18 protein-coding genes are annotated in these 20,701 nt (G+C 37.7%); 4 read left to right on the top strand and 14 right to left on the bottom strand.

Translation table 11 applies throughout. The annotated features are described in order from the left end of the window. Nucleotides 1–10: 10 nt before the first annotated feature. The 3 genes from AC1D0Y_RS23185 to AC1D0Y_RS23195 all read right to left on the bottom strand — a co-directional run bounded on the left by AC1D0Y_RS23185 (nucleotide 11) and on the right by AC1D0Y_RS23195 (nucleotide 2,373). Nucleotides 11–442, bottom strand: a complete 432-nt coding sequence (locus AC1D0Y_RS23185) for an Rrf2 family transcriptional regulator (RefSeq protein ID WP_013081642.1) — start codon at nucleotides 440–442, stop codon at nucleotides 11–13. 65 nt (nucleotides 443–507) lie between these two features. After that, nucleotides 508–837, bottom strand: coding sequence for an antibiotic biosynthesis monooxygenase family protein (locus AC1D0Y_RS23190; protein ID WP_098332956.1), 330 nt, complete (start codon nucleotides 835–837; stop codon nucleotides 508–510). 126 nt (nucleotides 838–963) lie between these two features. Continuing rightward, complete coding sequence (locus AC1D0Y_RS23195; protein WP_014461707.1) at nucleotides 964–2,373, bottom strand: SpoVR family protein; 1,410 nt, start codon at nucleotides 2,371–2,373, stop codon at nucleotides 964–966. 321 nt (nucleotides 2,374–2,694) lie between these two features. On the opposite strand from AC1D0Y_RS23195, the gene AC1D0Y_RS23200 reads away from it, so the two are divergent. Further along, the gene (locus AC1D0Y_RS23200) at nucleotides 2,695–2,946 is read left to right on the top strand and encodes a YhdB family protein (protein WP_013055267.1); all 252 of its coding nucleotides are present in this window, start codon (nucleotides 2,695–2,697) and stop codon (nucleotides 2,944–2,946) included. Between the two features lie 210 nt (nucleotides 2,947–3,156). Continuing rightward, nucleotides 3,157–3,768, top strand: a complete 612-nt coding sequence (locus AC1D0Y_RS23205) for a biotin transporter BioY (RefSeq protein ID WP_028410248.1) — start codon at nucleotides 3,157–3,159, stop codon at nucleotides 3,766–3,768. A 34-nt stretch (nucleotides 3,769–3,802) separates the two neighbouring features. Here AC1D0Y_RS23205 and AC1D0Y_RS23210 read toward each other — a convergent pair whose 3' ends face one another. From AC1D0Y_RS23210 to AC1D0Y_RS23250, 9 genes are all read right to left on the bottom strand, one after another. Continuing rightward, complete coding sequence (locus tag AC1D0Y_RS23210) at nucleotides 3,803–5,557, bottom strand: phospho-sugar mutase (RefSeq protein WP_028410247.1); 1,755 nt, start codon at nucleotides 5,555–5,557, stop codon at nucleotides 3,803–3,805. 164 nt (nucleotides 5,558–5,721) lie between these two features. Further along, a complete protein-coding gene (locus AC1D0Y_RS23215; RefSeq protein WP_060745385.1) occupies nucleotides 5,722–7,401 on the bottom strand; it encodes a glycerol-3-phosphate dehydrogenase/oxidase in 1,680 nt (559 codons plus the stop codon). A gap of 187 nt (nucleotides 7,402–7,588) precedes the next feature. After that, nucleotides 7,589–9,079 carry a glycerol kinase GlpK gene (gene glpK / locus AC1D0Y_RS23220; protein WP_028410246.1) on the bottom strand — a complete coding sequence of 497 codons (1,491 nt, stop codon included), beginning with the start codon at nucleotides 9,077–9,079 and terminating at the stop codon, nucleotides 7,589–7,591. A 67-nt stretch (nucleotides 9,080–9,146) separates the two neighbouring features. After that, nucleotides 9,147–9,974 (bottom strand): MIP/aquaporin family protein, encoded by an 828-nt coding sequence (locus AC1D0Y_RS23225; protein WP_028410245.1) that lies wholly within the window; start codon nucleotides 9,972–9,974, stop codon nucleotides 9,147–9,149. A 178-nt stretch (nucleotides 9,975–10,152) separates the two neighbouring features. After that, entirely contained in the window at nucleotides 10,153–10,707 is a 555-nt protein-coding gene (locus AC1D0Y_RS23230) for a glycerol-3-phosphate responsive antiterminator (protein ID WP_013081633.1), read from the bottom strand. A gap of 113 nt (nucleotides 10,708–10,820) precedes the next feature. Further along, entirely contained in the window at nucleotides 10,821–12,359 is a 1,539-nt protein-coding gene (locus tag AC1D0Y_RS23235) for a carbon-nitrogen hydrolase family protein (RefSeq protein ID WP_013055260.1), read from the bottom strand. A 318-nt stretch (nucleotides 12,360–12,677) separates the two neighbouring features. Next, nucleotides 12,678–13,448, bottom strand: a complete 771-nt coding sequence (locus AC1D0Y_RS23240; RefSeq protein WP_477707940.1) for a L,D-transpeptidase — start codon at nucleotides 13,446–13,448, stop codon at nucleotides 12,678–12,680. 188 nt (nucleotides 13,449–13,636) lie between these two features. Beyond that, nucleotides 13,637–14,431 (bottom strand): SurA N-terminal domain-containing protein, encoded by a 795-nt coding sequence (locus AC1D0Y_RS23245; RefSeq protein WP_028410243.1) that lies wholly within the window; start codon nucleotides 14,429–14,431, stop codon nucleotides 13,637–13,639. A 395-nt stretch (nucleotides 14,432–14,826) separates the two neighbouring features. Then, nucleotides 14,827–15,219 (bottom strand): YhcU family protein, encoded by a 393-nt coding sequence (locus AC1D0Y_RS23250; protein ID WP_013081630.1) that lies wholly within the window; start codon nucleotides 15,217–15,219, stop codon nucleotides 14,827–14,829. Nucleotides 15,220–15,374: 155 nt separating this feature from the next. Between AC1D0Y_RS23250 and AC1D0Y_RS23255 the strand changes: the two genes are divergently transcribed. Further along, nucleotides 15,375–16,286 (top strand): RluA family pseudouridine synthase, encoded by a 912-nt coding sequence (locus AC1D0Y_RS23255; RefSeq protein ID WP_098332953.1) that lies wholly within the window; start codon nucleotides 15,375–15,377, stop codon nucleotides 16,284–16,286. Nucleotides 16,287–16,323: 37 nt separating this feature from the next. On the opposite strand, the gene AC1D0Y_RS23260 is transcribed toward AC1D0Y_RS23255, so the two are convergent. Next, entirely contained in the window at nucleotides 16,324–18,342 is a 2,019-nt protein-coding gene (locus tag AC1D0Y_RS23260; protein ID WP_477707941.1) for a methyl-accepting chemotaxis protein, read from the bottom strand. A 141-nt stretch (nucleotides 18,343–18,483) separates the two neighbouring features. Continuing rightward, nucleotides 18,484–19,359 carry a cation diffusion facilitator family transporter gene (locus AC1D0Y_RS23265; RefSeq protein WP_028410239.1) on the bottom strand — a complete coding sequence of 292 codons (876 nt, stop codon included), beginning with the start codon at nucleotides 19,357–19,359 and terminating at the stop codon, nucleotides 18,484–18,486. Between the two features lie 331 nt (nucleotides 19,360–19,690). On the opposite strand from AC1D0Y_RS23265, the gene AC1D0Y_RS23270 reads away from it, so the two are divergent. Continuing rightward, nucleotides 19,691–20,647: an L-lactate dehydrogenase gene (locus AC1D0Y_RS23270; protein WP_013081626.1), complete on the top strand. Its 957-nt coding sequence runs from the start codon at nucleotides 19,691–19,693 to the stop codon at nucleotides 20,645–20,647. Nucleotides 20,648–20,701 lie beyond the last annotated feature (54 nt).

The raw sequence follows: 20,701 nt of genomic DNA on the forward strand, positions 1-20,701 counted from the left end.
AAGCATGTTATTACGCATCTATTTTTGCTATTAAATCCGTCACTAATTCTTTCATGGTCACATCGGCTAAGACTTGTTCCATGGCATCTTGAGAACGTTTTAAAATCAATTCAAGGACACTTTGAATATTGGCTCCTACAGGACACTCCACATTCGGATTTTCATGCATTTGAAACAATTCTCCTTCTTCCACTGCCGCCACCGCTCGATAAACGTCTAACAACGTTATCTCTTCTAAATCTTTCAATAGATAAGCTCCGCCAGCTCCGGCTTTTACACCCACGAGTCCAGCTTTCTTTAACATCCCAATTACTCGTCTTATAACAACAGGATTTGTATTTACACTGCTAGCAATCCACTCTGAAGTACTAGGATGACTGCTATCTACTTTAATTAAAGATAGTATGTGAACGGCCACGGTGAATCGACTGCTAATTTTCATTGCTCTCACTCCTATTTTGTTGTAATCATTATAGTTACAACATTTATGAAAGTCAAGCATGCTTTTTAGGAAAGAATGTCCTCTTCTACCGCCTCATAAAAACGCAGCGTTTTCTTGACTTCCATAGCTTCAGCACATGCTTTCGTTTTCTTTTTATTCGCTTCTTTATGTTCGTTCACATGTTCTTCTCTTGAGATCCACGCTTGAAAGAACTGCTTGTCTTCCCACTTGGATACAAAGACATATTCAACTTTATCTGCGGAATCTTTTTTCCAGCATTCGAACGATAAGTTTCCTTTGGCTGCCTCAATTTCTCTTTTGTTTTTCTTAGCTTTTTGCTTGAGCTGTTCTTCAAATTTCTTTTCTGTTTCAAAACTTGCGTTTACAACAAACATGTTATTCTCCTCCCTAAATGAAAACGATTCTCATTTAATTATTGCATATTCATTTTATTTTTTCAATTTATACGGATAACAAGTTACAGAAGTACAAAAAGACCGCTGTTTAAGCGGTCTTCTTTTTTACAAATGTTTTCTATGCACTGTTTTTCCATCGTACGTAAAGGCAATAGGTTTGCCTTCCATCATCGTTTCTAAATGAACGGGTCGCCCCCAAAGCTGATGAACATAAGGTACCACTTTTTCTAAGTATTTGACATCTAATTCAATTCCTTCATACCAGTGTTTTAAATAGAGCTCTCCATTTTTTAAATAGTCTCCATTGGTTACGGTGATATAAGGAAAGCCGCCGTTTACGCGCATATTAACAAGTTGATCTCTAACTTCTGTCCATTCTTTATCAACAATTTTGTAATCTTTCCCTTGCTTTTGGAATAAGTACATATCCTCCCGCATGACTAAATCTTTTGTTAAGTAATTGCGGATAAAGGAAATATCTGATTCAACCTCACGTACCTCAAACATCTTCTCTCTTCCTGACCCCGGCTCGACACCCCGGCGAATCATATCTTCTGTTGGATTATTGTAGCGTTCTTCAATGTCTTCAAAGATTTTTAATCCTAAATAATATGGATTAATTCCCGTCTTAGATGGCTGCACAACCCCTGCATTTAGCTTGGCGAATTCTATCGCTTCATCACTCGTTAAATCCATTTCTCGAATAATGCGCTGATGCCAGAAAGAAGCCCAGCCTTCATTCATAATTTTTGTTTCAAGCTGCGGCCAGAAATAAAGCATTTCTTCTCGCATCATCGTTAAAATATCCCGCTGCCAATCCTCTAGATAAGGACTGTATTCTTCGATAAATAATAAGATGTCTTTTTCAGGCTGAGGCGGAAATTTTTTAAAAGACTTTGGAGGTTTTGGTTTTTTCTTTTCTTTATAATCCAAATTCCATAAATCATCGTAAGGAGAAATGATTTCTTCTTCCGATGATTCTACATCATCTATGCTCCAAGAAAGCTTGGCACGCATAAGGGACGGATCAATATGCTCCTGAATCGATAGGACAGCATCCAAAAACTTTTCTACTTCACGCTTACCGTGCTTTACTTCGTATTCTTTAATTCGATCAGCGGTCGCTGCCATACTTTCTACCATATCCCGTTTAGTGTTGGCAAAACGACTGTTATTTTTAAAGAAGTCACAGTGGGCTAACACGTGAGCTACAATTAATTTATTTTGAATAAGCGCATTGGAATCCAATAAAAATGCATAACAAGGATCTGAATTGATAACTAATTCATAAATTTTACTCAATCCAAGATCGTAGTGTAATTTCATTTTGTAAAATTGTTTCCCAAAGCTCCAATGTGAAAAACGAGTCGGCATCCCATATGCACCAAACGTATAAATAATATCTGCCGGGCAAATTTCATAGCGCATCGGATAAAAATCTAAGCCGAAACCGCTAGCTATTTCCGTAATTTCATCAATCGCACGGTATAATTGCTTATAATCTGCTTCTTTCACGACAGCTCCCCCTTTCACTCCTTACTTCAATCTATGTACAAACATGTTAATTCATGTGTTTTCATCAAAAAGAAGCTTTATTTTTTCAAGAAAAGGGGATTTTTATTTAGTTGTCTTAAATAATGGATGTAATATAACTGTTATGCTGCATCATTCTTTGCTTTTCTTATCATTTATCCGGTGCTGTACGTTTATTCTTCTTGCATAATGACTACAACCTCTTTTAATTATGCACTGGTCTTTTGCCCAACATTTACAGCGTAAGAATTCCCGCAAATATCATACACTAATTTCAACTCCTCAAAAGGAGGAACGTTATTAATGGATGTAATTGATTATGATCGAGCTTTATATTACACACACCGTTCACAATGGGATAACTTATTAATTTTAATGGTTCGAACAGACGACGATTTTCTTTCAAAAAAGATTGAACATTTTTTGCACGCCTACAATTTTGAACGAAACTACCGCATCATTCAAGAAGAGCTTTATTCTTTACTACGCTACATTGATCATGCAACGGAATATTCGGAGCACAACCCGGAGCTTCTGGAAGAATCATTGTACTAGTATTTTTGATACACACACTTGGACAAAGAAGGGATGAATTCCCTTCTTTATTTTTTTATGTTGCACTAAAAATATGCATACTTTATTTCAAAAAACCTTACATAATATATGTAAACACATTTATTTTTATCGTTGACATAAAAGTGAATTCGACGTACAATCTTCAGTACATACGCTAAGATATTTCAGTACATACTGGGAGGAACATATATGAGTACTAATAAAAGGTTTCGCACATTAGATTTAACGCTAGCCGGTATGTTTGCGGCTCTGATGGCTATTGGTGCAAACATTACTTCTTGGGCACCTTTTTTACAAGTAGGCGGCGTGCCTCTTTCACTTCAGCCTTTTTTTGTTATATTAGCAGGACTTTTACTTGGGAGCCGAATGGGTTCTATTTCGATGATTGTATACGTATTAATTGGCATTGCCGGCGCCCCGGTATTTGCTCAATTTAAAGCAGGAATTGGTATTTTATTTGGAAGCACCGGCGGCTTTTTGCTTTCTTATATCGTAGCAGCATTTATCACAGGAAAAATTATGGAAATGCGCGGGAAGCCAACTTTTTCTATCTTTTTAATTTCATCGCTAGTTGGTATTGCGGTTATTTATTTAATTGGTACTACGTATATGTATGCAGCAGTTAATTACTGGCTTGAAGCTCCTGCAATGACATATGCAGCCGCTTGGAAGATTATGTCGTGGTTTGCGGTAAAGGATCTTATTTTTACTGTTCTTGGGGCTATGCTTGCTCCGAAAATTTATAAAGCCCTACGATCTTCTTCGTACTTGTCAAATACGCAATCAAACAAAGTATCATAAAAGAAGCCTGCTCAAGTTTGAGCAGGCTTTACTTTTATACCGTTTTCACTTTATCCAATACACGTTCTACTTCACCCATTACAGCTGTTTGTACAGCTTCTAAATGAGCAATGCTTGTTGCTTCATCTTCTGACACGACGCCAAAATAGAACTTCACCTTTGGCTCTGTACCAGACGGACGAAGGCAGAACCAAGAACCGTCTTCTAAGATATATTTTAATACATTTGATTTTGGTAATGTAATTTCTTCTACTTTTCCTGCTTTAATATGCTGACGCTCACTTAATGTATAATCCTCTACAACCGAAACATTTAATCCTGCAATGTCAGTAGGAGGTTCATTTCTAAATGTAGCCAAAATATGCTGAATTTGCTCAGATCCTTCTTTTCCTTTAAGCGTTAAAGATTTCAGACCTTCACGATAGAAACCATATTTAGTAAACACCTGCTGAAGCGCTTCGTATAGTGTCATGCCCTGCTTTTTATAATAAGCACAAGCTTCTACTGCTAGAATGGCTGCTTGTACAGCGTCTTTGTCACGAGCAAAGTCACCAATTAAATAGCCATAGCTTTCTTCATAACCGAATTGGAATGTATACTCGCCCGTTTGCTCATATTGCTTAATTTTTTCACCGATAAATTTAAAACCTGTTAGAGTGTCAACAACTTGCAGTCCAAATGAACGAGCAATTTGTGCGCCGATTTCTGACGTTACAATCGTTTTTAACACAACGCCATTAGCAGGCAGCACGCCTTTTTCTTTCTTTTGAGAAAGCAAATAGTGAAGCAATAAAGCACCCGTTTGGTTTCCTGTTAATAACGCATATTCGCCGCTTGGATCTTTGACAGCAATTCCTAAACGGTCTGCATCTGGATCCGTTGCGATTAAGATATCTGCATCAATTTCTTTTCCTTTACGAACAGCATATTCAAATGCAGCCGGCTCTTCAGGATTCGGAGATTTAACCGTCGAGAAATTTGGATCAGGAAGTTCTTGTTCTTCAATAACCGTGACATTTTCGTAACCGATGGATTGAAGCGCGTTGCGAACTGGCTTATTAGCTGTACCATGCAGAGGTGTAAAAACCACTTTTAAGTCTTTACCTGTTTCAGAAGCTAGCTCTGGATTAATTAAAATCGTTTTTAGTTTCTCATTGTATGCTTCGTCAATCGCTGAACCAATCATTTCAATAAGACCTTTTTCTTTTAGCTCCGCTTCAGATTGAACAGCTAATGCAAGTTCATTTTCCACAGCATTTACAAAGCCAACTAGTTCATCAGCTTCTTTTGGCGGCAACTGACCACCGTCTGGACCATATACTTTGTATCCATTATATTCAGGAGGATTGTGGCTCGCTGTAATAACAATACCTCCAAATGCGTTTAACTCACGCACTGCAAATGAAAGTTCAGGTGTTGGTCTTAGCTCTTCAAATACATACGTTTTAATTCCGTGACTTGCTAATGTTTTTGCTGCTTCCATTGCAAATTCAGGGGATTTGTGGCGAGAATCATACGCTATGACTACTCCTTGGTTAATAGCTTCTTCGCCAGCTTGTTTAATGTACTCAGCAAAGCCTTCGGAAGCTTTTCGGATTGTATACGTATTCATACGGTTTGTACCCGCTCCAATTTCCCCACGCATTCCGCCTGTTCCAAATTCTAATGTTTTGTAAAAACTATCTTCTAATTGTTTTTCATCACCTTTGATTGCGTCTAAATTTTGACGTAATTCAGGATCTAAATTTGGATGATTAACCCAAGATGTATACGTTTCTTTCCAACTCATAAAAAAAAGCCCCCTTATATAAATGTAAATATGTATGAAAAGAGAAAAACGAGTAATCGTCTTTCTCTTTTTTTAACAGTCATATTATATTTCTTCTTCAAAATTTGACTTCCTGCTATTATATTATGGCTGTATTGACAAATTTTGAGGTACTTTTTATTTTATCATGAAATACCTGTCATACGGTTAACTTTTTCATCTACTGGTACAACTGCGTCATGAAGGTGCTGTTCTAATTCATCCGTATAAGCTTTTGTTTGCTCAGGCGTCCACTTTAACTCTTCGGCCATATGAGCAATCACTTGTTTTTTCCAGCTTCTTACCCAGTTGATATCAAAGAATAAAGCGCCCGTACGTCTAATAAAGAAGTCCACTGGTTTTGAAACCATTTCTTCTTCTATGCCATATTGAATTTGCAGAAATACACTAGCTGGAAGGTCGCTGTTTTTTAGCTGATCTTGACGTTCAATCATGTAGCGGTATACTTTATCTACGTTTGAGCCATAGCGTTTTACAAGCTTTTCAGCAGCGTCACGTGATAATCCTAGTTTGATGCCTTCTTTGACTTTTTGCTCTACAAACGTTGGGAACCCACCTGAACCTCCTACATTACCTCCAGAAATCGGTAAATGTTTAGTTTGACAGCTTTCAAATTCGCGTCCTTCTGCTTTAAAATCTTCAGCTACGCGATTTACGACAATTTCAGCCATTTTACGGTACCCAGTTAATTTCCCTCCAGCGATCGTAATTAAACCTGATTCCGATGTCCAGATTTCATCTTTACGCGAGATTTCAGAAGGGTCTTTTCCTTGTTCGTGAATAAGTGGACGAACACCAGCCCAGCTTGATTCCACATCGTCTACTGTAATATCAACCGTTGGGAACATATAGTTAATCGCATCAATAACATATTGACGATCTTTTACAGTCATACGCGGATGTCTAGCGTCTTCTTTATAGACCGTGTCTGTTGTGCCCACATATGTTTTTCCATCACGCGGAATTGCAAACACCATACGTCCATCAGGTGTATCAAAATAAATGGCTTGTTTTAACGGAAAGCGCTCTTGATCGATAACTAAGTGAATTCCTTTTGTTAATTGAAGCTGCTTGCCTTTTTTTGAATTATCTTTTTCACGCAGCGTGTCCACCCATGGACCTGCAGCGTTGACGATTTTTTTCGCATAGATATTATATTCTTTATTCGTAAGCTGATCACGAACAACAGCCCCTACTACTTTTCCTTTATCATAAATGAAGTTTTCCACTTTTGTATAATTGACTAAATCTGCTCCTCTTGCGGCAGCTTCTTTAGCTACTTCAATTGTTAAACGTGCATCATCTGTTTTATATTCAACGTAGTAACCGCCGCCTTTTAAGTCTTTAGATTTTACCAATGGCTCGCGGCTAAGCGTTTCTTCTGCGCTAAACATTTTGCGGCGCTCTGAGCGTTTTACACCAGCTAAGAAATCATATACGCGCAGTCCAATTGAAGTTGAGAATTTACCGAATGTTCCACCCGTATGGAAAGGCAACAGCATCCACTCCGGAGTCGTTACATGAGGACCATTTTCATATACAATCGCACGTTCTTTACCAACTTCGGCTACCATTTTAACTTCAAACTGTTTTAAATAGCGTAGTCCGCCGTGAACAAGCTTCGTTGAACGACTAGACGTTCCTGCTGCGAAATCCTGCATTTCAACTAATGCCGTTTTCATACCTCGATGAGTCGCGTCAAGGGCAATACCTGAACCAGTAATTCCCCCACCAATTACTAGTAAATCATATTGATTTTGTGTCATGTCTACCAATTTATTCGAACGTGTTTGACTTGAAAACATAAGTCATTCCCCTTTCATTTTTCAAAGATATCAAATTTTTCCAATATACCAAAAAGAGAGACCACAAATCACATATATAGTATGCCTACATATGGATCTGTGGTCTCTCCGATTCTCCAACCAATTTATTAACTTGAGTAAATTATATCATACATGCACTTTTAATTAAAGGATTTTCATCAAATAATTACTTAAAAGCCATTGTTGCATGCACAGCTTTTTTCCAGCCGCTATATAATTCTTCACGCTTTTCTTCTTCCATATTTGGTTCGAAAGATTTTTCCATATTCCACTGCTGCGCAATTTCATCGCAATCTTTCCAGTAGCCAACCGCTAGACCCGCTAAATATGCTGCCCCAAGAGCCGTTGTTTCATTCACTTGAGGACGCTCAACCGGAACGTCTAACACATCACTTTGGAACTGCATTAAGAAATTATTCTTAACTGCTCCTCCGTCTACACGCAATGTTTTTAATGTAATTCCAGAGTCGGCTTCCATTGCACTTAATACATCTCTTGTTTGATAAGCTAGTGATTCAAGCGTTGCACGGATAAAGTGTTCTTTTTTTGTACCACGAGTCAATCCAAACATCGCTCCTCGTACATCGCTATCCCAATATGGCGTTCCAAGTCCTACGAAAGCTGGCACAATATATACACCGTCTGTAGACTCTACTCGTGTTGCATAGTTTTCAGTTTCAGCCGCATCTTTAAACATTCTTAAACCATCGCGGAGCCACTGAATAGCAGATCCTGCTACAAAAATACTGCCTTCAAGCGCATATTCTACCTTACCGTTAATCCCCCATGCTAATGTAGTTAACAAACCGTGATCGGACTTAACTGCTTTTTCACCCGTATTCATTAACATGAAGCAACCTGTTCCATACGTGTTCTTCGCCATTCCTTTTTCATAGCACGCTTGTCCAAATAAAGCGGCTTGCTGATCTCCTGCTGCTCCCGCAATTGGAATACTCTGACCGAAGAAGTGATAATCTACTGTATGAGCGTATACTTCAGAAGAAGGCTTTACTTCTGGAAGCATAGATTTCGGTACTCCTAAAATATCTAGCAGTTCATCATCCCATTTTAAATCGTAGATATTGAACATAAGCGTACGGGATGCGTTTGAGTAATCCGTTACATGCGCTTTTCCACCTGATAGCTTCCAAATTAACCATGTATCGATTGTTCCGAATAACAATTCACCGTTTTCCGCTTTTTCTCGTGCACCTTCTACGTTATCTAAAATCCACTTTACTTTTGTTCCAGAGAAGTATGCATCAATTAATAATCCCGTTTTGTCGCGGAACGTATCGTTTAATCCTTTTGCTTTTAACTCTTCACAAATGGCAGACGTTTGTCGAGACTGCCATACGATTGCATTGTATACTGGCTTTCCTGTTGCTTTTTCCCACACTACTGCTGTTTCACGCTGATTGGTAATTCCAATTCCTTCAATTTGATCAGCATGAACACCTGACTCAGATAGACAAGATGCAATAACAGCAAGGATAGAACCCCAAATTTCACTAGCATTATGCTCTACCCAACCTGGTTTTGGGAAGTACTGCGTAAACTCTTTTTGAGCTACATGTACAACTTCACCTTTTTTATTAAATAACATTGCTCGTGAGCTTGTTGTTCCTTGGTCTAAAGATAAAATAAATTTTTCCATATCAATATCCCCTATTCTCTGTATAGTGTCGTTTCTTTATTGTACATAGTTAGATGGTAAAGCGCATTCATTTTTTTGGTACTACTGCTGATTGAATTTGTGCTGTCTTTTGTTTAGAAACAGCGTAGATAACAGCTAAAACAATCACCGCAATGCTTAAGACAATCCATAAGCTGCTAGACATTTTATTTAAGAATGCCGCTTGATAAAATACTGCACCAATTGATCCGCCTAATAAAGGACCCACTACTGGTACCCAAGCGTATTTCCAGTTCGAGCTGCCTTTTCCAGGTATCGGCAAGATAGCATGAGCAATACGAGGTCCTAAATCACGAGCAGGGTTGATGGCATAGCCTGTTGTTCCTCCTAATGATAAACCAATACTTACGATTAAAAATCCTACTACTAAAGGATTTAATCCATCTGTAAATTTATTTGCTCCAATTGCTAAGATTCCTACAACTAATACAAACGTTCCAATTGCCTCACTTAAAACGTTTGCAAATGGGTTAGCAATTGCTGGTCCCGTTGCGAATACGCCTAATTTTGTACCAGCATCTTTTGTTTCTTTCCAGTGTGGAAGATAGTGTAAATAAACAACTGTTGCACCAAGAATGGCTCCAATAAACTGAGCTAAAATGTACATCGGTACTTGTGACCACGGAAAATCACCTGTAATAGCAAGCGCTACGGTTAACGCTGGATTTAAGTGTGCCCCACTCATATTACCAACCGCATATGCTGCCATCGCTACCGCCATTCCCCATCCCATTGTGATAACGATCCATCCTGAATTAGCAGCAAACGATTTTTTTAAATTGACGCCCGCACATACACCAGCGCCAAGGATAATTAAAATCATTGTTCCAATTATTTCTCCTAAGAATGCTTGCATATAAATAACCTCCCCTTTGTATGAAAACAATTAAAATGACAAGAAAACAAGAAAATCCACCATACATCCCCCTAATAAAATCATTAAAAGGCTATACCGTGGATCTCCTATTCTCCCTCACATCTATTAACTTATCTAGAAGTTTACTAGATGATGAAAGCGTTGTCAAACAGTTTTTTTAAGTTGAAATACTCCACAGTTCTCTATTTGATGTTGTAACAGCAGAAGCCCCCGCTCCCAAAGCATTACGAACTTCTTCTTCGGTTCGTATTAACCCCCCAGCTAACACCGGAATGCCTGTTTCAGCTTTGACTTCTTGGATTAAAGTGGGCACAATTCCAGGAAGAAGCTCAATATAATCGGGTTTTACTTTCTTCATTAACTCGTAGCTTTTCTTCAAAGCCGTGCTGTCCAATAAAAAGACCCGTTGGATGGCATAGATCCCTCTTTGTTTAGCTTTTAAAATGACGTTTGTTCTTGTCGAAATAATCCCCGCAGGCTTAAACTCCTGACACAAAAAATCAACCGCATACTCATCGTGCTTTAAGCCATGAATTAAGTCTAAATGAATGATTAACTTCTTTTCATGCTTATGAACCTCTCTCATAATTCCTTTTAGCATTCCCACTTGATTGTCTAAAAGAACTCCGTACTCGTAATTACTTGCTAAAAAATTTTCCAATTGCTTCATATCTCGAACAGCGGGTAATACCGATTGTCCATGAAAACTCATGTTTTCCCCTCTTTTCCACGGTTAGTCCACAAAATTCATTGTAATAGTTTTTATTATGGCAAAAGTTGAAATAAAAAACACCATGCATTTGCATGATGTTTTTAGAAAATACGTTATTTTTTATATTTAATATTGTAAACGTCATGGCGTCGGTCTTTTAATTGACGAACCGTTCCTGATTGGCGCTGGCGACGAAGAATTTCTAAATCTACATCTCCAATAACTACCATTTCAATATTAGGGTTACATTCTCCTACAATGCCGTCTCGTGCAAATTCAAAGTCCGACGGTGCAAAAATAGCAGACTGAGCGTACTGAATATCCATGTTTTCAGTTTCAGGCAGGTTTCCAACTGTACCTGCGATAACCGTATAAATTTGGTTTTCGATCGCACGGGCCTGAGAGCAGTATCTTACGCGCAGATAGCCTTGGCGGTCTTCCGTACAGAATGGTGTAAAAATAATATTTGCACCTTTATCTGTAGCAATACGAGCAAGCTCCGGAAATTCAATGTCATAGCAAATTTGGATCGCAATTTTACCGCAATCTGTATCAAACACTTCGACTTTATCTCCTGGGCTAATTCCCCACCATTTTCTTTCATTAGGTGTAATATGCACTTTATACTGCTTTTCAATTGTTCCATCTCGGCGGAATAGATACGCAATATTAAAGATATCTCCATTATCTTCTTCGACGAAGTGGGATCCTCCAATAATATTTACATTATATTTAACCGCTAAGTTAGTGAATAGCTCAATGTACTCTTCCGTATATTCTGCTACGCGCTGAACCGCTTTGCTTGGAATCTTTTCATTCAAGAAAGACATTAGCTGAGTTGTGAAAATTTCCGGGAATACGCAGAAGTCGGCTTTTGCGTCATAAGCAACATCTGTATAATATTCTACCTGTGTTGCAAACTCTTCAAATGAATTGATCTGTTTCATCATATACTGAACAACACAAATGCGCACTGGGAATGACGTTTTAAAATGGCGTTTTGAACGGCGAACGTAATCTACGTTGTTCCATTCCATCAGCGTTGCATACTTATTAGAAGCTAGATCATCAGGAAGATAACCAGGGTTTATACGCATAAGCGTAAATCCGTTCATTAGCTGAAAAGATAGGACTGGATCATAAATTTTATGATGAATAACTTGTTCTACATATTCTCTAGGCGACATTTCAGCTGAATGCTTATGGTAATTAGGAATTCTTCCTCCGATGATGATACTTTTCAGGTTCAATTCACGTGCTAAATCTTTACGTGCTTCATATAAGCGGCGTCCTATTTTCATGCCGCGATACTTTGGATGAACCATTACTTCAATTCCATACAGATTGTAGCCTTCCGGGTTATGATTTGTAATGTATCCTTCGTCTGTAATATCGTCCCACGTATGCTGATCATCGTACTCATCAAAGTTCACAATCAAGCTTGAACAAGATCCGATAATTTCCCCGTCGTACTCTGCACATATTTGTCCTTCTGGAAAAATGGCCAGATGACTTTCAAGCTGTTCTTTTTTCCACGGATCCATTCCGGGGAATGATAGCTTTTGAAGTGCTAAAATTTCATCTATATCGTCCGGTTTGATGTTACGAATAATCATTTTTTTCTCGAACTTTGATAAATCTATTGTAGACATACGTTAAAACAACCCTTTCTCTCTCTTCATTAGGCAATTAGTTTCCCTGTTTTTTATTATAATAAACATTATTAAAAATTCAAAAAATGAGGCTGAGACATAACAAAATAAATCCAATCTAAAGACGAACAAATGGATGCATTAGCTCGTATGAATAGCTTGTGACACCGCTGTTGATTTCCGTACAACTGCTAGAAGGAACAAAACAGATGAAACCTACGTTCACCATAATAAAAAAAAACGAACCACCAATCAAACATGTTGATCAATGGCTCATTTTTCACTTAGGCTAAAATACTTTTGTCCCAGCCTCATTTTCTATTTGCAAATATCTAATTTTATGGATGTTTTTTTATTAGGATAATTTTCAATAAATCCTGGTCCTAAAGAGACTTTAATGCCATTTATTTTATATACATTATAGCGTTCACCGCGATTTAACGTACGAATCTTTACCCATTTTCCTTTTTCTTCTCTTAACAAAACCATCGGTGATTGAATCGTTACAAAACCAATTTGGCCTTTTGAGAGCTTTTTCGTTTTACAAAGATTCTGGGCGACTGGAGCACTGCTTACTTTGTATTTGTTTTTAACAGCGATTGAATCAAAACTTTGAGAATGAAATTGACCAATAACCACTTTTGTACCGGTTTGAACGCGGCCAAACAGCCAGCGTACCTCTTCATCATACATACGAATGCACCCTGAACTTGCGTAAGTCCCGATAGAACTTGGATTATTATTCCCATGAATAGCGTACGTCGTTCCATATGTTCCGCGGGCATTTAATCCTAGCCAGCGATCACCTAGCGGATTCCTAGGATCTCCTCCCCGAATGTTATCTTTATAATAAGGCCGGTTTTTAATTTTATTCACAATGCTGAAGGTACCCTCTGGTGTATAACTCATCTGCCTCCCTGTCGCAACTTTGAACGTCCTTACTAATTTTCCTTCATCATAAAAAGCAAGGGTGTTAGTAGATTTATTAATAATAATAAGTTGATTTGAAGCCGCAGACGCATTGCCTGTCAGACCCATCCCCGCGAGTAAAAAAATAAGCCCAACAAAAAAAACAGCCACCTTTTTCATTTATTGACTCCCCCAATTTCTCTTATATCTATATAAGAAAAGTATAGGATGAAAGGCAAACCATCAGAACACTTTTTACCTTATAAGTCAAAATACAATAAAATCTTTCACGCACCCCTTTTTACTGACAAGAAGCAATAATGTACATAACAAAAAAACGGCCGTTTAAAGGGCCGTTTCATTTGTATTTAAAGCTTCACTTCAACTTTTGCATTTTTCTTAAGTTCTTCAACTTTTTTCTGTAATGCTTCTTGTTTCTTTTGTTGTTCAAGCTGCTGCTTAATTTGAGGCTTTACGTCTTCAAGCTTTGGCATTTGAGATTGTTCTTTACCGCCGCTTGCTTGACTTTGGCTTTGTTTTGCAAATTGATCGTAATAATCTTGAATTTCTTTATCTGTTACTTCTGGTGTTTGGATGTCTTTATCTACGTACTGCTGATATTTAATGCTGTCAGCCAGCTCAGACTTTAATTGTGATTGAGTTAGTCCTGCATCTTTTAAAGCCGCTTTAAACTGTTTATCTGTCTTGAACTGCTTTTTCGTTTCTTTTAACTTTTTATTTACTTCTTCATCAGTTGCTTTATAGCCTTTGTTTTCAGCTTCTTGCAATAGCAGCGTTTGACCTACTAAATTGTCAATTGTTTGCTGCTTTACTTGTTTAGCTGCTTCTTTAGATGTTGGGTCTTGTCCCATTTGTTGATATTGATTTTGTGATGTAGCAAGAGCTACATTATACTCTTTACCAGAAACTTTTTTACCGTTTACAACCGCTACGGTTTTTTTGTCGTCTACTTTCTGTTTATCTAATTTTTTCTGCATTTCTTTTGCTTGTTTTTCCTGCTTCTTCTGAGCCTCTTTTTGCTGCTCAGTTTGTGCAGTTTTTTGATCATCACTCTTTGATTGCTTTGCATCATCGTTTGAACCGCATGCTGTTAAAGCTGCAGCAATTAACCCAATGAGCAATGTATACATCAGTTTTTTCATGATTAATCTCCTTTCATAATCCCAAACGATTACTAGCTATTCGAAAAAATCATCTAGGGGGCATTGTATATGATATAGACGTAAAAAGAAACCATTTAGGCTAATTTTAAACATATGTAATAAGATTGAAACGTTTTGTAATCTTATGAAAGATAAATGCTTCCGTTTATACGACCTGTCTAATCATAACATTATTTAGTATGATTTACATAATTTACAGTCCATTATACATCTGGAAATTTATTTGTTATATGAAAAGCAATAGTATTTGATTTCATGTTTCTATAAGAACTTTATCCGAATTTAACGATATCACAAGTTCTTTTTTTATCCAATTGAAAGCTGAAATTCATTAAAAAAAGAAAAAAAGCATGGGATAATCATGCTTTTTTCTTTCAATTTATGTATGAATTATAAAACGATTCATACGAATACGTAATCAAATTGTTTTCTTTTGCAAAACACTCAATGGAAACAGGAAATAAAAACCCGTATTTTTTTAAAATTGCAATATTTTTTTCGAATTGCTCGCAGTCGCTTTCTTCAATCGGCCGATGTTGGATCGCTTCAATCACGGCAATTATTGTCTGAAGGCTACTAATGACTTGCAATGCTTCATCGAGTAAGCCATTATATAAATGGTCTGTACAATAATCTGGGTTCAATAATTCATCAGGATTAAGCTTATCTACAGATACATACCGAGGTAACAAGTCATAGCGAAGCTGTTCAGTCAACTCTTCTATGTAATTCTCCATTTCTGGCGGAGCTGCTTGGGCAATTTTCATGGTTACCCCCCCTTTTTTCTCTTAACTTATGTCTCTTTATTTAGCATAACATAAACATAAAACGAGAACTTCAGGTAGTTATTTCCTCCTAATTATTTACAAGTTCTTTTAAAAGATTAAAGGATATTTACTAGTATGTAAGGAAGGGATTAAATATGAGTATAAACGGCCAATGGCTAGAAGATAAAATCGCAAAAAATGATGCAGGGCAAACAATTGAAGATTATTTAAAAACGAAATGGCGTATTCCTAAAAAAACGCTGCATCAGTTTCGAATGAATAAAAATGTGCTTATAAACGGTGAGCCTTTACCATGGAGAAACACTCTTAAGGAACATGATAAAGTTTCACTTCCTTTTTTTGAAGCAGAGCCTAATGAAATCACCCCTTACAATGTTGATATAGAGATTTTGTTTGAAGATGAGCACGTACTAATCGTAAACAAACCAATAAACCTAGATACTCATCCTTCATCAGAGCAAGATCAAAAAACTCTTTTAAATGCTGTAGCTGCTTATTTTCAAAAAATAGGCCTCAAAACAAAGCCTAGACACGTTCACCGTTTGGACAGCGATACATCAGGTGCTATCTTGTTCACGAAGCATTTTGTAGCAAGCTCTGTGTTTGATCAGCTGCTGGCTGAACGTAAAATTAACCGTACTTATATTGCCCTCGTCCAAGGAATCATAAAAAAAGAAGAAGGAATCGTTAATGAACCCATTGGACGCGATCGTCATCACGCTACAAGAAGAAGAGTATCTAGAACGGGACAAGCTGCCAAAACATCTTACCGGGTGTTGAAGCGTAATACGGCAAAAAATGAAACGCTTATTGAACTTTCGCTAGAGACCGGACGCACTCACCAAATTCGTGTTCATATGAGTCACATTGACCATCCATTACTTGGTGATACGCTTTATGGAGGAAAGAGATTAAAAGAACAGCAGCAAGCTTTACACGCCATTAAGCTTTCTTTTATACATCCATTTACTCATCAGCGCGTATCAGCTGTTGCACCTACAGATCAGCAGGTTTTTTTACCGTATAGCAACTTGTTTTCCTATTGAATAAAAAAGAGCGCCAATATGTTATTGGCGCTCTTTTTTATTTAATTTTAAATTGACGAATCAAGTTCGCTAATTCTTCACTAATCTCTTGCAGATGTTCAGCCGATTGAGAAACAGTAGAAATAGCTCTAATTTGTTCTTCTGTAGAAGCGGTAATTTCTTCAGTTCCCGCTGCTGATTGCTGTGCGATAGCTGCTATACTTTGAATGGCCGCTACCACGTCTTCCTTATGCTCATCGATACTGTCCATGCTGCTTGTCACATGTTCGACAGCCGCCGCCACTTGTTCAATTGTAGTTGCAATTTCATGAAAAGCTCGTTCTGTATCTCCTACCACAAAGTCCTGAGACTTTGAAAGCTCTTCTGTACGGTTGCATTCTTCACGCGCAGCAGCGACTTCCCCTTGAATCGCTGCAATCGTATGGCGAACTTGTTCAGTGGCCTGAGAGGACTGTTCAGCGAGTTTTCGCACTTCTTCAGCTACTACCGCAAATCCTTTGCCATGTTCTCCTGCACGAGCTGCTTCAATACTAGCATTTAATGCAAGTAAATTTGTCTGATCTGAAATACTATTAATGGTAAAAATAATAGATTCAATTTTTTTCATCTTATTTGTTAACTCTTCCATTACAGCTTGAACAGCATGAATCGTTTGAGACGATTCAGTGGTTTGGTTGCGAAGCAGCTTCATTTGTTTTAAACCTTTTTCATTGATGGTTACAGCTTCAATCGTCATTTTATTAATCTGGGCATTTTGTTCAATGACTTCTTCAATTTGCGAAGATAAACTCATCGTTTTGTGATTAGTAGAGTCAGCGTCAGAAGCTTGCTGCGTGGCGCCGCTGGCAATTTCATGGATAGCCCGGCCGATTTCCTCACTGGATGCAGTGGCTTCTTCAGATACGGCACTCAAGTCTTCAACAGACGTTTTTACTGTCTCAACAGACGTCTGAACCGTGCCAATCAATGTTTTCATTTTGGCTACCATATCATTAAATAAATGAGTAAGCTCACCAATTTCATCTTTTGACTTCGTCTTCACCTGAACCGTTAAATCGCCAGCTGTTACTTTGGCTACTTCGTTTTTCAAGCGGCGAATCGGATTAGTAATGATTCTTGAGAAAAAGATGGTTAACACCACTGATAATAAGATGCCAATTAACGCAATCCAGACAATAACAGTCAGTAAATGATGAGCGCTTGAGAGCATTTCATTATAAATAAAGGCATTTCCTATCTTCCAATTCGTTCCTTCGAGAGTATCATATGCCATCACTCTCTCTTCACCTTGAAAGGTATACTTCATGAAATCTCTATTTCGGTCTGCTTCGTACATTTTTTTCATAAATGGCTGATTCATTAAATTTTTTCCAGCTTCTGTTGGATGGACGAGCGCTGTGCCATTTTGATCAAATAAAAATGCATATCCACCGTGATTTACTTCTGCTTTACCTACAATGTTTTTTAATGCATCTAAGTCTAAATCAGTAGCTATAACGCCCAGCACCTTTTTAGTATCTGGATCTAAAATAGCCTTTGCAATCGTCACAACCGTCTTTTTTGTTGCTGCATCTTCATATGGATCCGTATAAATTACTTGATCAGGTAATGCCATTGCTTGTTTGTACCAAACTCTTGAAGTCGGGTCATAATCTGATCCGTACTCTTGCTTAGGAACAGAATACATTCCTTTATTTTTTGTGCCTATGTATTCAAGTGCCAGGTTCGGATATTTTTCTTTAAACTGCGTAAACTCTTTTTGAACCGTATTCCATGTAAAATAAGGATTTTTCTCTTGATTTGTTTCATTTCCTTCTTGCTTAACAAAATTAACGATTACATCGTTCTCACTGTACGTCAGCAAAGAACGACTATACATGTCTAAGTACGTATGAATCGTTTCTTTTAACTCTTTCACTTGACTTTGAGACTGAACTTCTACATCTTTTTCTATTTGTGTTTTGGTAAATTGATAAACAGTCCCTGAAACAACTAATAATAAACTAGCTATAAAAATACTAAAAAATACTACGAGCTTTGCACTTAACCTCTTCATTCCCTCACCCTTCTACAAAAATCTTTATATTACTAATAACGGCTTTTCATTTTCATTTTTGAAGAAGTTTTTGTGAATTATTTCAAATTTCCCCAAAAATAAAACCAGCCCATCCTTTCATAACGAAAGAACGTGCTGGTTTTATTTTTGCTTTTCGTATGCATCAGGTTCAATATGAACAAGCGTATCTTTAATTTGATGCTCATCGTTCATCATATGTTCAATTTGATCAGCAATTTCATGGCTTTTGATAACATTTAAATGGGGATCTACTTTAACAGTTACATCGATCACGACTTGGTTACCAAGCTTACGCGCTTTCACATCTTCTACTTCTTTTACACCATCTACAAGCTCGATGCTTTCTTTGTAGTGCCCTAACTTTTCTTCATCAAATCCGTCCGTTAAGGAATGAGCCGCTTCTTTAAAAATTTCGATGGCTGTTTTACAAATAATAATTCCCACAGCAAAAGCAGCTACCACATCCAGCCAGGGCAGACCGAACTGTGAACCAAAAATCCCCACAACAGCCCCTATACTCACAAGTGCATCAGACAAATTATCTTTAGCAACCGCATATAAAGACTGGCTATCAAGTTTTTTAGCAAGCTTAATATTATATCGGTAGACACCACCCATAACAGCAGCCGCTCCAAGACCTACCCAAGCAGCCAGTAAATTAGGCGCTTCAGATTTGTCCATAAATAATGACTGACCCGCATCGACCAATACTTCTAGTCCGATGACCATCATGATAAAAGAAGCAATAAGTGAAGAGATATGTTCCGCTCTGGAATGTCCATAGGGGTGATCATTATCGCGAGGTTTTTTAGAAATCTTTAAGCCGATTAAGACGGCAATTGATGCAATAATATCTGTAACATTATTAAGACCGTCGGCTTTTAATGCAGAGGAAGCGGTGATACCCGCAATGATAAGTTTACATGTCGATAAAAAGATATATGATAAGATACTAACCCAAGCGCCTTTTTGGGCTTGCTCATAGTAATTCTCCATCCCTTCCACTCCTTTATTCAAAATAAGCAAACTTAGTGTAACAAATGGATTTCGTGTGGGTCTATAGAAACATTATTGGCTGCTAACATACAAATAGAGAATGTTAAACTCTTTAGCTTTCTGCAAAACAAGTTGCCTTTACTCAACACTTTAAACGTTTAAGATCTTTCTAAATGTGGCACTTCATGTAGAAGGACATTTTTTTAAATCGCCCTGTAAAATTGTTTACTATTTTTTAAGGGTGTGATTTTTATCACAGCCGAGGGTATTTATTCTTGTTACACTAACATTGTGAAAAACATCACAAAATAAAATTCAAAGGATGATACAAATGAAAACACAATTTACACCAAAAACACGAAAAGTTGCCGTTATCGGAACTGGTTTTGTTGGCTCAAGCTACGCTTTTTCAATGGTGAATCAAGGTATTGCCAATGAATTAGTGTTAATCGATATGAACAAAGAAAAAGCAGAAGGTGAAGCACGCGATATCAATCATGGAATGCCATTTGCCACACCGATGAAAATCTGGGCTGGAGATTATAAAGACTGTGCTGATGCTGATTTAGTAGTTATTACAGCGGGCGCTAATCAAGCTCCAGGGGAAACACGCTTAGATCTAGTTGAAAAAAACGTTAAAATTTTTGAATGCATCGTAAAAGATATTATGAACAGCGGATTTGACGGCATCATTTTAGTGGCAACAAATCCAGTTGATATTCTCGCACACGTTACACAAAAAGTATCAGGATTACCAAACGAACGGGTAATTGGTTCAGGAACGATCCTTGACACAGCTCGCTTCCGCTACTTGTTAAGCGACTATTTCGAAGTAGATTCTCGCAACGTCCACGCTTATATTATGGGGGAACATGGAGATACGGAATTTCCTGTTTGGAGCCACGCGCAAATTGGCGGTGTGAAGCTCGAACATTTTATCAATACTGCCGCTATTGAAAAAGAACCCGATATGCAGCATCTATTCGAACAAACCCGCGATGCGGCTTACCATATTATTAATCGAAAAGGAGCGACTTATTACGGAATTGCAATGGGGCTTGTACGCATTACCAAGGCTATTTTAGATGATGAAAATTCTATTTTAACAGTATCTGCTTTATTAGAAGGACAATACGGTATTTCTGATGTGTATATCGGCGTACCAGCTATCATTAATAAAAACGGCGTGCGTCAAATTATTGAATTGAATTTAACTCCTCACGAACAGCAACAGCTCGAGCACTCTGCTAGCATTCTTAAGCAAACTCGCGACAGAGCTTTTGTGTAACATCTAAAGATTTTTGCGGGGGACTCCCCCGCTCCCTTGTTTTAAATATGTAGT

Source organism: Priestia sp. P1_B12_1 (assembly GCF_056406695.1).